This is a genomic window from Qipengyuania pacifica (assembly GCF_019857205.1).
Lineage (GTDB): Bacteria > Pseudomonadota > Alphaproteobacteria > Sphingomonadales > Sphingomonadaceae > Qipengyuania > Qipengyuania pacifica.
Map to the genome: position 1 here is coordinate 100,707 of NZ_JAHWXO010000009.1, position 13,744 is coordinate 114,450.

Here is a 13,744-nt window from a genome sequence, read left to right on the forward strand (position 1 = left end):
GCTCCCCGATCATTACGGTGTTCGATGATAAATTCGGACGAATGGAAGAGTATCGCCGGTCGGACCTGGCGCTGCTGCCTGATCGCCTCAGGAGCAGATTGGCCTCGCTCTTCTGATTTCGCAGCGGGGGTCCGAAGAGTGTCACCTGCCTCATAGGGAAATCCGCAAAACCGCATCCGCGATGCTCTTCATGTCGTTCTGATCAAGTGTGTGATCCACCTGAAGTGCAAGCGTACGCTCTCCAAGCGCGTGGGCGGAAGCCAGTTCGCCATCGCGGGAACATCCAAATGGCTTCAGGGCCAGTTCCTGGCTCATGTCAGGGCAGGATCCCGAACCACAAGGAATCCCGCTTGCCATAAGATCCGCAATGATTTGGCCCCGCCGTGCGGCTGGATCGGACACTTCCGGCCGGATCATCAAATAATATTTGTACCAGGCATGTGTCACGCCGGCGGGCGGTTCGGGGGTCTCGACCAATGGGTGGTTCGCCAGTGCATTTGACAGATAGCCTGCGTTGGCGCTGCGAACTGCCAACCAATCGGGGAGCTTGCGTAATTGCACACGGCCGATCGCAGCCTGCATTTCTGTCATCCGGGCATTGGTCCCCAAACTGTCGTGGACATAACGGAATTGACCGGGAGCCCCTTGCCCGTCGGATAGTTTGTGCGGATTCTTGCCATGATCCTTCAATGACCAGGCGCGCTCGTGCGCAGTGTGATCGCCCATCACCAGAAGTCCGCCCTCCCCTCCGGTCGACATGATTTTGTCGGTGCAGAAGGAGAAGGACGCCGCATCGCCGAATGTGCCTACCTTGCGTCCGTCGATTTCTGCCCCATGCGCCTGGGCACAGTCCTCAATCAGGAACAGCTCATGCCGGTCGCAGAGATCGGCAAGCGCGTACATATCGCATGGCCATCCTGCCAGATGCACGCAGATCACGGCCTTTGTCCGCGAGGTGATCATTCGTTCAACCGAGGCTGGATCGATATTCTGAGACGGTGTTAGGACGTCAGCGAATACCGGCATCGCCCCGACCGCCGCAACGCAACTCGCTGTCGCAAAGAAACTGCGTGCCGGCACTATCACCTCGTCACCGGCACCAATTCCGAGCGCACGCAGAGCGATTTCCAAGGTAACCGTGCCGTTCGCCATGCAGATCGCGTGCTGAACACCGAGAAATTCCGCAAATTCAGCAGCGAAGGCATCGCACTCGCCCCCGTGAACGAGCGCGTTGACCTTTCCCGAGGTAAGAACCTTCAGCGCAGCTTCGCGTTCGTCTGCTTCAAACCTGGGCCAGGCCGACTGGACACCGATTTGCGGTCGAGCGTTCATGGACACGGCCTCAGCGGTCATTCGCTGTCTCCGTTAAGCTCGCGCTCTCGAACTTGGTCACCAGTTCTGCCGCAGATGAATAGTCCAGAAGATCCTTGTGATTGCCCTTGGCGGGATAGCGCGCAAGACCATGGACCAGCCGCACGATCCCCTCATCTTCCCCGCCTACCGCAAGCTCGGCAATGCGATTGATGGCCATGGTAATGAACGGCAGGGGGATCGGGCGAGAGCGTGCCTCGAAGATCCCTTCGATGCCGGATTCGATTTGCTCCTCGCAGATGTCGAACAGCTCTTCATAAAGCTTCTCGCCGGGTCGCAATCCAACGAACTCAATGGGAACGTCCTCGTCCGGCTCGAGACCGTAGAGCGTGATCATGCGTCGAGCGAGATCGACGATCCGGACCGGATTGCCCATATCGAGGACGAAGATCGATCCTCGCTGTGTCTCGGTTTCCAGGGCACTCGAACTACTCTGCAGAATCAATTGCACCGCTTCGCGCACGGTCATGAAAAATCGCTCGATGTCCGGGTGAGTGACCGTCAGGGGCCTCCCCTCGCGTAATTGTCGCTCGAACAGCGGCACGATAGAGCCACTGGAACCGAGCACATTGCCGAAGCGGACCGTCATGAAGCGGGGTGCCTTGGTGTCGTCGACACCACACATGTCGAGAGCCTGACAATAAAGTTCACCAACACGCTTCGTTGCGCCCATCAACCCGATCGGGTTGACAGCCTTGTCGGTCGAAACCTGAACCATCGCCCGCGCACCGTATTCACAGACGGCGTTGGACACGATGCGAGTACCGATGATGTTGGTCATCGCGCCGGCGCAGGGGTTCACTTCCACGATCGGCACATGCTTGAGCGCGGCAGCGTGATATACGATGGAAGGTCGGTAGGTTGCAAAAACCCGGTTGATTGCGGGTGCATCGCAGATCGAGGCGATCTCGGACACTATATTGAGATCGGGGTAGAGCTCTCGCAGGCTCATCTCGATTTGATAGAGATTGTATTCGCTCGAATCGACCAGAACCAACGTCCCTGGCCTGATCTGTGCGATCTGCCGACACAGCTCTGACCCTATGGTGCCACCTGCCCCAGTGACGAGAATGCTTCGACCCGCGATCTGGCGCAGCACCGTCTGGCTATCCAGTTTGTATTCGCTCCTGCCGAGCAGTTCCTCAACCGGGAGGCGCTGACCATTGGGGTCTGACGAGTGCTGCAACAGCTGCGCCCAGGGATCCCTTATACGGCAGACTTCTACGCCACGCTCCCGGCAAGCGTGTATGATGCGGGTGACATCGCGATTGCTGAGGAAGGTCCCGTCATCGCAGACGATGACATGGTCGGGCAGCTTTTCTTCGAACTCGAGCCGTCGCAGCACGCTGGCAATGTCATGCTGGCTGCCCAGGATCGGAACTCCACATCCACGGACAAGCGAATCTTCCTGGCGCGGCAGCAGGACACCTTGGATTTCAACAGACGAACCATGATCGGTTTTTGCCAGATCGATCGATACGCGTGCCCACTGCCAAGACCCGACGAGGATTGCTTTCTTCCGGACTGCAGCTTTTGGGCCCACGCGGCTTGCCGACTTTCGCCGCTCTGAAAATTGGCGCTCGCCTCGCCGCAGCATCCTCACACTAAGCAGCCCGAGTATCGCGAAAGCCCAATGGACCACTGCAACCTCAATTAGCGAGGAAGCCTCTGCTCGAGCTTGCGGAAAAACCGATGCGATGAGCCACGCCAGGGATGTCCCGCCTAGTATTACCGCGACGAGAAAGCCTGATTGCGTGAAATTCACGTATCGCCAGCTACGTTTGTACAGGCCCGCAAGCGCGAAGACCGCTGTTGCGACGAATGCGAAGCTCAGAGCGAAAGAGGCGTTGTTGGAAAATGGAGGAAACGGACGAACGTGCGCCACGTGAAGCGCCGCGTTGAGCGTTGTTGCAACGATCGCAAAATCGATGCCGATCACCGCTATGTCACGCAGCACGCGGCGCAGTTTCACCTTTCCGCCAAACAGGGCGCTGACGCCCTTTCCGGCTGCCAGCTCACCGTCGCTTTGCATGATCCTCTCAGGCTTGTTCATCGACTTCGGCTCGCTTCTTTGCCCAGATGTTGCGGCCCTGTGGCGAACAGCACATCATGATGGCGTGCCACACGATACCCGCCCCGACAGAAGGTGCGGCATGTGCAAGCAGGCAATAGCCGGAGTAGTCGCAGGCCGATCAGAAACGCCCGACCAGATAGCCGAGCGACAATTTGGCTAACCGGCACTGTCCACAGCGCAGCGGGCTTTTCCAAATGCGCCAACGGAACATATCGAAAGGGTAATCGCCGTTTGTCCGGTTGTCGGTCTTTGCAATCGACCGCATACCGCGATCGTGTTTTGTCGAAACAAATACCGTTTGTCGGTCTATCGGCACCAAGGTGGATATTGCAGTAAAGTATGGCTGCGATCCACTGCAGTCGCGTTCCGATGAAGATTATCGTTCTCTCGAGCCTCGCGTACTCGCTCGTGAATTTTCGTGGCGACCTGCTCAAAGCCATGATCGACAATGGCCACACGGTTATAGCCTGCGCCCCGGATCGCGACCTCGTCACTCAGAACAAATTGACCGATATGGGCGTCGAGTTCGTGGTGACCCCGATGCAGCGTACAGGAACCAACCCCGTGTCAGACCTCGTCTTGGCATTAGACTACTTTCGCCTGATACGACGCGAACAGCCTGACATCGTCTTGGCCTACACCCAGAAGCCGATAATCTACGGCGGCCTTGCCACTCGCCTCGCCCACCTTGTTGGTTCGCGTGCGAAATTCTTCGCCCTGATGTCCGGGCTGGGCCAGGTTTTCACCGAAGGTGCCGGCTACGCCAGTTGGCTGCGGATTGCTGTGATACGGCTATATCGCGCAGCGATCGCGAAATCTCAGGCTACCTTCGTCTTTAATGCCGACGATCGGAAGGATATGATCGCGCTTGGAATTATTAGCCATCATCAGAAGGTGATCCAGGTTCCCGGATCAGGTGTTTCGCTGGCGCGGTTTCCACCCTGCGCTCCTGTCGTCCTGCCGACACGTTTTCTGATGATCGGACGGCTGATGCGGAACAAGGGTATCGTCGAATTTCTTGAAGCTTCGCGGCTTGTTCGCAGGAACTTTCCACATTGCGAATTTCAGATTGTAGGCCGCTGCGAAGATGAAAATCCGTCGGGCATATCGCGCGCCGAAAGCGAGAGACTGGCGGCAGAGTACGAGGTCGATTTTGTACCCGGTACCGACGATGTGCGACCATATCTCGCAGCATGTTCTGTATTCGTATTGCCATCTTATTATCGCGAAGGCCTGCCCCGCACTATCTTGGAAGCCCTCGCCAGCGCGCGTGCGGTGATAACCACCGATTTGCCCGGATGTCGCGATGCGGTCGTGGACGGCATCAACGGCTATCTTGTCCGCCCGCGGGACGAAAACGACCTGGCGATGGCCATGATGCGTTTCACTGCGGAGCCCGAACGCGCTAATTTGATGGGCAAGGCATCCCTTGCGTTGGCGCGGGACGTTTACGACGTGGACAAAGTCAATTTGCAGCTGCTCGGTGAAATGGGCCTGATAAACAGCAGCGGTGTACATCCGCAGGAGAGGCGCCCCAGTACCAGCAAGATTCCTCCCCATCAGATAGCTGCGAGCAGTGGGGCCTGATGAGCGATGTTAAAGGCGGCTCTTGTGGGATGCGTTGGCAGTACTGCGTTGGCGGCCGAAATGATCGCTCGCTCGGCAGACTGGTCGCTCGAGTTGATTGTCACTCTCGAACTTGAGGCGGCTGGCAGACATTCGGATTTCGTTGATCTCAACGACATCGCCAGTACGGCAGGCGCAAGAATTTTCCGAACGATCAATTCGAACGGTGTCGATTGCCTCGATGCAATTGCGCAATCCGGTGCGGACTTCATCTTTGTAATTGGTTGGTCTCAAATTTGCCGTGAGGAATTTATGAACCTCAAGCCCGGCAAGATAATCGGATATCACCCCTCTCCTCTGCCACGTCTGCGCGGCCGCGCTGCACTGCCGTGGACGATTCTCCTGAACGAACCGATTACCGCGGGTTCTCTCATGTGGCTCGGTGACGATGTCGATAATGGCGATTTGATTGACCAGCAGTTCTTCCACGTGGCGCCGAATGAGACTGCGGAATCGCTCTATGCCAGGCACCAAGCAGCGCTCGCGGTAATGCTAGAAAGGTCGTTGAAACTCCTTGCCGCAGGCACTGCGCCTCGTTTGCAGCAGGATGAGCAATACGCGACCTATGCAGCAAAACGGACACCGGCCGATGGCTTGATAGACTGGCGCGCTGCTGCAGCTGACATCGAGCGATTGATACGTGCCGTCGGGAAGCCCTATCCTGGCGCATTTACATATGATCGGGGAGAGCGACTGACCGTGTGGCGCAGTACGGTTTTACATGATGCTGGCCGTTTTCACGCAACCGTGGGCCAGATTGTCGATCAAACTGAAGAGCACTTTACGGTCATGACAGGCGACGGACTGCTCCGGGTTGAGGATTGGGAATCGGGGGCGAACAAAAGGCCGAGGCTGCATTCAATCCTGGGAAATTTGTGACAATGACGCTTGCCGAGCGATTTGGCCGGGTGCTGGTAATCGCCCCCCATCCCGATGACGAGATTCTGGGGTGTGGAGGTACCCTCGCGCGGCTGGCAGATGAAGGTGGCGACGTTACTATCGCAGTGGCCACAACGGGCCGGTCACCGGCTTTTCCCGCACAGCAAGTTCAGCAAGTACATGCGGAGATGCGGCGAGCGCACGCCATTCTGGGGGTGATCGACACGCGGCTGCTCGATCTTCCGGCTGCCGAGATGGACACTCTCTCGGCGCGGGACTGCAACGCCCCGTTTGCCGAGTTGGTCGAAACCCTACAGCCCGATACCCTGTTGTTGCCATTCGTCGGAGACATTCACCTGGACCATCAATTGACCTTCTTGGCGGCGATGGTGGCCGCGCGGCCGCGGCATGCGAAGGCACCCAGCCAGATACTCTGTTACGAAACGGTGAGTGAAACCAACTGGTACGCCGCGCCCATTACACCGGCGTTCGTTCCGAACGTATTTATCGACATCTCGGCAACGCTCGACCGAAAGCTGGATGCCTTTGCTGCGTTCAAAAGCCAGTGCCGCGCTTTTCCTGATGAGCGCAGCCCGGAGACATTGCGTGCCCTGGCAAAGGTGCGCGGCTCTACCGTCTACTTGCCGGCGGCGGAGGCTTTCATGCATGTGCGGTCAATCCTTCGAGCATGATGCACTGATGGGAGAATGTGTCACATCCCGGCGCTTTCCCTGCACATCCCGTCCAATTCATCCGCATGACCGCAGCCTCGGATAGATACCCGCCGCGAGAACGCGTGTATGGAGACATGCCAAGAGGGCCGCAGACTCGAAGTCCATTTCAGGTGACGAGACGATGGCCCGCATATCCAAAATTTACTCGTTCAGCAGAACCAGAAGCATAATTGCCAGGAAGGTCTTGAGCCCTGCGGCTTTGTTGCTGCTGACGGCCTGTGGTTCCGGCGACAGCGCTCCGCCGACCCCGACACCGACTGCGTCACCAGCGCCCTCACCGACGCCGACGCCGAGCCCAACGCCTACGCCCACTCCGGGCACCGGTGCCGGTTCCGCCTTCGCAAACCCGGACGACGGGGCCATTCCCGAGGCAAGTCGCCACCCCCTCGCCTTCCCGACCGCGATTGGATTTGGAGCACAGGCTAGTGCCCGTGGCTCCAATGCGGTCGTTTACCGGATCAATAGCCTCGCCGACACAGCAGACCCCGACGATGGCCTTATCACATTGCGCGAATGCGCACTCGCTCTGGCGGTGTCCTCCCCATACGCAATTCCTGCAGGGCGCCCGCGTTACTGCGTGTTCGATGTAAGCGGGCAAATCGTGGTGAATTCGGAAATGCGGATCACCGTGGATGGCATTTACATCGCCGGTCAGACATCGCCGAACGGTATCGAGGTCGTTCGCGGCAAGGGACTGGTCGACGCACCACTATTCTATACGCGAAGCCAGACCAACGCGATCGTTCGCCATATCAGGTTCCGCTATGGCAATCACACCGATGCGCCGAGCAGCAATGGAGATTCCGTCCGCATCGGCAGCAGCAGCCGGCAGATACTCGACCATGTGACCGCCATGTTCGGCACGGATGAAAGTCTGGATGCGGTTTGCACCGATTGCACGGTGCAGTTTTCCATGGTCGGCCCGAACCTTTGCCGCGACGCTGGCCATGATCCAGGCAATTATCACTGCAAGACCTTCTTTATGAAGCCCGTCAACCGAGCCACGATCGCTTACAACCTTTCGCAGCACGGCGACGAGCGCGGCGCCAATATCGCGGCGGGTACGACGCCTGAAGCCACAGGCAACACCGGGCAGGTCGATTACATTGGCAACACGGTCTACAATTTCATCAGCGAGCCCGGCCTGATTTCAAACCAGTTCGGGAGCGTCTACCTCAACTGGATCAACAACACCCACATGGAGGGTGTCCTTTCACAGGACCGCCCGGAATCGTTCTTTCCAGCCATCTTCAACCGAGCGACGATCGCATCGTTCGGCTTCTCGATCTATCGATCGGGTAACGAGGCACGACGCGGGTTCGGCGCCTATCCCGGAACGACGATCAATTCGGGCATGTTTGTCGATGCCATGACCTACGCGCCCGGCATCAGCCAGAATTACCTTCGCCCCTGGATGCTGACCGATGCCCGAACGTCGCAGCGTACGGTGTTGGATCAGGCGGGGGCGATACTCTGCCGAGGGGGCGGTTGCCGGGACAATGTCGATGCGCTGTACATCGAAGATCTTCAGACGTGCGATCGTGCACCCTACCTTTTTCAGGGTGGCTTCACGAGCGGAGACCCTGCAGATTACGGCGGCTTCGCTCGCATCACGGCCGGATACGATCCACTGCCGGACGGGGACAATGACGGCATGCCCGATGAATGGGAAGCCCGTTACGCAAACACAGATGCGAACCGTCCAGATGCAAACGAGGATGCGGACGGCGACGGCTATCCCAACATCGAGGAATATCTGAACATGCTGGCAAAGGACGACGTCCGTTACGAAAACCTGTTCAACAGTTCCCGGCAACTGCCAGCACCGAACTGCGGTCGGTGATTGGGCGGAAAGCTATGTCCGTCGTGGGCACAAGGCGCGATCCACATTGGCAAGCCGCGGCAAATCAGGTGGAGGGTATACCTAAGAGAATTTGAGTTTCCGGCCGCCAGCGCCGACTGTCCCGCTTTCAGATGCTGCGCCCTTTCGATGCCGATCGGCCCTGTCACGCCGTGTTTCGTGACCCTGCCTTTTCCCTGTCGGCCAATGCGCAACCGGTGAGGAGCGAGCTTAGCGATATGGCTACCCGGCGAAGAACGACCATCTGCCTCGCATTTGCCGGTGATCGGTTGGGAGGCAGTCATATTTCCCTCCGCGGCCTCCTCGATGCGCTCTCCGAGCACCTCTATCGTATCATCGTCATCGTCGAAGTTCCCGATGGCCGGATTGCGCAGTATTTCAGCCATTTCGAGCAGGTCATCGATCCCTGCGCTCTGGAGGAGCCATTTACGGTCGGCAGCAGGTTCGGCCTAGGAAGTACTCTCCGCACCGTACCTCGCATCGCGGGCCGCGCTCGCCTGCTGAAAGAATTGCAGGCCGATATAGTCCATACGAACGATGGTCGAAGTCATGCGAGCTGGGCGCTGGCAGCAAAGTTGGCGGGAGCGAAAGTCCTGTGGCACCACCGGGGCGACCCGGATGCCCGCGGAACGGGTTTCGTCGCCCCTGTTCTTGCCGACCAGATCGTCGCGGTTTCGGAATATTCGCTTCCTCCGCGGCGCTGGGGCAAGTTGAAAACGGCACGCGTGATCCACAGCCCGTTCGACGTCAATCTGAACATCGACCGCGCGGCCATGCGCAAGCGTCTGGTCGCCGAACTGGGCTGCCCGGATGATACGATCATCTGCTGCTACTGCGGCCAATATATCATCCGCAAGCGCCCCATAAAGTTCATCGACGCCATAGAGGAGCTGGCAAAGATTGCCGATCGGCCGGTCATGGGGGTCATGTTCGGCGAGCCGGAGGACGCAGAACTTTTCGCGGAGATGCAGGATCGGCTGGCGTCGAGCCACGCTGGGTCATTGGTCAGACTGATGGGCTATCGAGAACCGGGGCATGACTGGATTGCGGCTTGCGACGCGCTGCTTGTGACAGCGTTGAACGAACCTCTTGGACGCACCCTGGTAGAAGCCATGCTGGTCGGCACACCCGTTGTGGCCACGCAATCGGGGGGCAATGCGGAAGCCCTGACCCCTGATTGCGGCATTATCGTTCGACCTGACGATCCCCATGCGATGGCAACGGCCGTCCTGGATTTGCTTGGCTCTCCGGAGCTCTGCACCGACCTTGTTCGCCGTGCCCAAGCGATGGCGAAGAAGCGGTTCTCGCGAGAAAGGCACGTCGAGCAGATGACGCTGATCTACCGAGAACTGGCTAAGGAAGCGCAGCCTGCCGTGAACATAACAGACAGGAGTAGCCTCTCGTCTCAATAGCGGGCGCGCTTCGCGCACTACCCCGCTTTAGAGCGCATTCTCATCATGCTTGCTTCAATCGAAGATCTCGACGGTGCACTCCGATGTCCCCTGACTGGAAAAGCCCTTAAATTCGAAAACGGGCGTGTGAGCATGCGGACCGCGGCCGACGCAAGCGAGCCTTGCGACTTTCCAGTAGCCCGTGAAAAACCCGTGCTCATCGATTTTGCGAATTCGGTAATCCGCCGCGAAGATCTTGAAACAACGAATGCAGAAAGCGCGATCGCGCGGCCACGATATTCCTTCGCCACGAAACTGATCAAATCCCTGCTGTCGCCCGAAAAGAAATCGACGCGCAGAAATGTCTGTCGCCTGATTTCCGAACTCAAGCGCCGGTCCGATTGTCCCAGGGTTCTCGTGATCGGTGGCGGAAGCGAGGGACAGGGAATGAAGGCGCTATATGCCGATCCCGATGTGAAAATTTTTGCGTTCGACATTTATTCGACGCCGCAGGTGCAGTTCGTCGCCGATGCGCACGATATTCCGATCATCGATGGCTACTTCGATGGGGTCGTGGTGCAGGCTGTGCTCGAACACGTCCTGGAGCCGCAGCGAGTGGCCGACGAAATCCGGCGCGTACTGAAGCCCGGAGGGCTGGTTTATGCCGAGACCCCCTTCATGCAGCAGGTCCACGAAGGGGCTTACGACTTCACGAGATTTACCGAGAGCGGCCACCGCTATCTGTTCCGCCGATTTGCCCTGATCGATTCAGGATCTTCCGGTGGGCCGGGAAGACAGTTGATGTGGGCAGTCGATTATTTCGTGCGCAGCGTCTTTCGCTCACGCTCTGCCGGCAAGATCGCCAAGCTGGCGTTTTTCTGGGCAGTCTATTTCGACGCGATCATCCCTGCCGACTATGCCATCGACGGTGCCAGCGGAGTTTATTTCCTGGGCACGAAATCGGACGAGGCTGTCGGTCCGGATGCGATCATCGCGCATTATGGTGGTGCGCAATAGCGGCCTCACCCGAGTGATCATCGTACAGCGCCATATCCAGGCACGATGCATGTAGTTCCTCATAAGCAGCGCCGATCTTTTCGAGCGCGTAATCTCTCACCACGCGCTCTCGCCCTGCCCGACCCATGGCCGCACGTTCCGCAGCGGGGCGTGCGGCAAACGCCAGTATGGCCTGGGCCAGCGCCGCCGTGTCATTGGGCGGCACGACGATGCCCTGCCCCCCCACGATCCGCGCGCTGTCCCCGACATCGGTGGCAACCACCGGCACGCCGCAGGCGAGTGCTTCGCCGATGACATTCGGAAATGCCTCGCCCCAAGCAGACGGTACGGCGAGAAGGTCCATCCCCGGAAGCCAATCGGCCACGTCGAGGCGCGCGCCGCAAACGGTTATCCGATCGGACGGAATATTGGCCTCGATCGCCTGTTGAAGATCGCGAGGCGGATCGGCCAGTCCGTGACCGACCATGACGAGATGCACATCGCATCCCGTGCTTCGCACCCGGCCGATCGCGCGCACCAGACGCGCGTGATCTTTCATCGGATGCAGCCTTGCAACACATGCGACCCGCAAAACACCCGGAGCGAACCCGAATGCTGCCCGGGCCGCATCGCGCGCAGACAGATTTGGCGCGAAGCGGGCCGTATCGAAGCCGTTGCCAATCACGACGGATCGACCGGAAGAATAGCCGACAGCCTGATGCTGAGAGCGGGACACATGTGCGTTGTACACGATCGCTTCGGGCCCTGCCGAGATAATTGCGCCCAGCCTTAAGATTGCCCTCGTCTTGAAGGATTCCTTCGCAAGATCCGGAATGGAATGCCTGACGTTCCAGACCAGAGGCACTCTACGCCCGAGCCCGAAACGCGCATAACTCGCGACGAGATTTCCGTGATACATCCAGCCATGGATCAGGTCGGGGCGAATTCGATCGACCAGTCGCCGCACGCGGAGCATTGCTTTTGGACCCGCCATGCCGCGCCGCATTCCGAGCGAATGCACCGGGACACCCCGCGCGGTAATACGTTCGGCAATCGGCCCGGGCGGAAGGAGGGAGAGGACTTCAGCCTGGTCCGCCCCGCCCTGTTCTATCAACTTGGCAAGCATGTTCTCCGCCCCGCCGACATTGAGCCCGGTGATGACGTGCAGAACTTTCATGGTTGCCAATTTCGCATTCGGACGAGCATCAGGAGGTGCTCGATGACCGGACGCCGCCCGTCAGCTGCTGATGGCGTTCCTCGAGCCATTCCTCGATATTCGCCAGGCCATTCCCGTTCGCATCTTTCCAGGCATCGGGCAGGTCCGGATTTGAACCGTGAGCGTCTTCCCAGTCATCCGGCATACCATCCCTGTCCGTATCGGCAGGCGCGCGAGACGCCGGGATTGCCGGTATCGTTCCCGGTGAATGGACGATCGCCCCCTCGCGCCGCTCCACCTCGCCGACGACCTGCCGGTCGAGCGCGTCGCGCGGGAATGCGCCGGCCATAGCCAGAACGCGGGCATAGGCGGCTTGCGGCGAAGCAGGGGCGACGGTCAATGGACAGTCCGGCCGGTCCAGCGTGATCTCCGCCAGATCGTGATCCTTCAGCAGGAATTTCCCGATGAAGTCGTTGTCGGCAACGAACACGCGCGCGGGCCCGGTGCTGGCGATCCTTTGTCGCACGATGCCGATCGCGTTGGATTTCGTGTCGGGGCCGGCGATGAAGGTGTTTCCGACAATCGCCACGGGCGTGCCGCCATAGGATTCCCAGACCTCGGCGAATTCAGACTGGGCGTTGTAGAACACGTTGTTGACGACCTCGACGCAGGAGAGCGGCGGGAAGTTGATGTCGGGATTGCGATCGCCATTATGGGCGCACAAATTGCCCAGGAAGCTGAAATGCTGTGGCCTTTCCGGATCGGAAGCGAGCAAGGCGCATTTGTCGTGCTTGGGAATGCCCCAGGAAAACAGCGAATTGCTTATGGTAATGAAGTTGTTGTTACCAAATCCGTTCACCAGTTCATCACGCGCCCATGATGCGCTGACATGATCGATGATCACGTGGGAGCTATTCTCAATGGTTATGCCATCTTCGCTTCCGCGCTCATCGCCGACCCGGTCGTTGCGAATGCGCAGATGGCGCACGATCACATCATTCGTGTTCTTGATCACAAGGGGCGTGCGCCCAACGCTGCCGCCGCCATGCGCCAGGGTAATGCCTTCGCCCGGCGCGCTCTCGCCAGCGATGGTTATGAAGGGATGGCGGATGCGAGGCGGAGCGCCGGTGAAACGGATCAGGCCCGAGACGCGAAAGACGCAGACCCTCGGCCCCAGAGTTTCGATGCAATCGCGCAGGCTGCCCGGCCCGGAATCGGCCAGTGTCGTCACCCGAATGATCCGCCCGCCGCGGCCGCCCTTGCTCCGTGCGCCATAGCCTTCGGCGCCCGGGAAGGCGGGGACGTCGGGCTTTTGCCAGACCTCCTGTTCCGCGTCCGGCTGAGTGCCGCTTTCGGCGGAATCCGCGCAGGAGGCCAGGCTCGCCGCGAAGGCCAGCCCCGACAGTTTCGCACAGAGTGTCCATCCCGGTCGCATGATGATTACTGAGCCTGAGACCTCGCCCGCAAAAGTGGTTAGCCGAGGGCAGACGCTGCAGTCCGCCGGGGCGAGTGTCCATCGCTCACCCGGATAGCGCGTCGGCGAAGTTTCGCTGCCGCCGAGGGGCACTCCCCCATAGGGCGTAGGCATCGACCCAAAATTGCCGGTCCGAGGCGCTAGAGAGCCGCGGCGATAGCCAAACCCGTCTTTGGCTGCGG

10 protein-coding genes are annotated in these 13,744 nt (G+C 59.3%); 6 read left to right on the forward strand and 4 right to left on the reverse strand.

Annotation, left to right across the window (positions count from 1 at the left end; translation table 11 throughout):
- Nucleotides 1-150: 150 nt before the first annotated feature.
- Nucleotides 151-1,353: a DegT/DnrJ/EryC1/StrS family aminotransferase gene (locus KYK83_RS13970; protein ID WP_222828710.1), complete on the reverse strand. Its 1,203-nt coding sequence runs from the start codon at nt 1,351-1,353 to the stop codon at nt 151-153.
- Nucleotides 1,343-3,424 carry a polysaccharide biosynthesis protein gene (locus KYK83_RS13975; RefSeq protein WP_248284475.1) on the reverse strand — a complete coding sequence of 694 codons (2,082 nt, stop codon included), beginning with the start codon at nt 3,422-3,424 and terminating at the stop codon, nt 1,343-1,345. The genes KYK83_RS13970 and KYK83_RS13975 overlap by 11 nt, the downstream gene beginning before the upstream one ends.
- Nucleotides 3,425-3,814: 390 nt before the next feature.
- Between KYK83_RS13975 and KYK83_RS13980 the strand changes: the two genes are divergently transcribed.
- From KYK83_RS13980 to KYK83_RS14005, 6 genes are all read left to right on the forward strand, one after another.
- Entirely contained in the window at nt 3,815-5,032 is a 1,218-nt protein-coding gene (locus KYK83_RS13980) for a glycosyltransferase family 4 protein (protein WP_222828712.1), read from the forward strand.
- A gap of 60 nt (nt 5,033-5,092) precedes the next feature.
- The gene (locus tag KYK83_RS13985; protein ID WP_248284476.1) at nt 5,093-5,950 is read left to right on the forward strand and encodes a methionyl-tRNA formyltransferase; all 858 of its coding nucleotides are present in this window, start codon (nt 5,093-5,095) and stop codon (nt 5,948-5,950) included.
- A gap of 2 nt (nt 5,951-5,952) precedes the next feature.
- Complete coding sequence (locus KYK83_RS13990) at nt 5,953-6,642, forward strand: PIG-L deacetylase family protein (RefSeq protein WP_222828715.1); 690 nt, start codon at nt 5,953-5,955, stop codon at nt 6,640-6,642.
- Between the two features lie 226 nt (nt 6,643-6,868).
- Nucleotides 6,869-8,527, forward strand: a complete 1,659-nt coding sequence (locus KYK83_RS13995) for a hypothetical protein (RefSeq protein ID WP_222828716.1) — start codon at nt 6,869-6,871, stop codon at nt 8,525-8,527.
- A 236-nt stretch (nt 8,528-8,763) separates the two neighbouring features.
- Nucleotides 8,764-9,957: a glycosyltransferase family 4 protein gene (locus KYK83_RS14000; RefSeq protein WP_222828718.1), complete on the forward strand. Its 1,194-nt coding sequence runs from the start codon at nt 8,764-8,766 to the stop codon at nt 9,955-9,957.
- 132 nt (nt 9,958-10,089) lie between these two features.
- Nucleotides 10,090-10,953 (forward strand): class I SAM-dependent methyltransferase, encoded by an 864-nt coding sequence (locus tag KYK83_RS14005; protein WP_222828719.1) that lies wholly within the window; start codon nt 10,090-10,092, stop codon nt 10,951-10,953.
- Here the strand turns inward: KYK83_RS14005 and KYK83_RS14010 are convergent.
- A complete protein-coding gene (locus KYK83_RS14010) occupies nt 10,925-12,109 on the reverse strand; it encodes a glycosyltransferase (protein WP_222828721.1) in 1,185 nt (394 codons plus the stop codon). The two genes, KYK83_RS14005 and KYK83_RS14010, sit on opposite strands and share 29 nt — an antisense overlap.
- A gap of 28 nt (nt 12,110-12,137) precedes the next feature.
- On the reverse strand, nt 12,138-13,523 hold the full coding sequence (locus KYK83_RS14015) for a pectate lyase family protein (protein ID WP_222828722.1): 1,386 nt from the start codon (nt 13,521-13,523) through the stop codon (nt 12,138-12,140).
- Nucleotides 13,524-13,744: the final 221 nt, after the last annotated feature.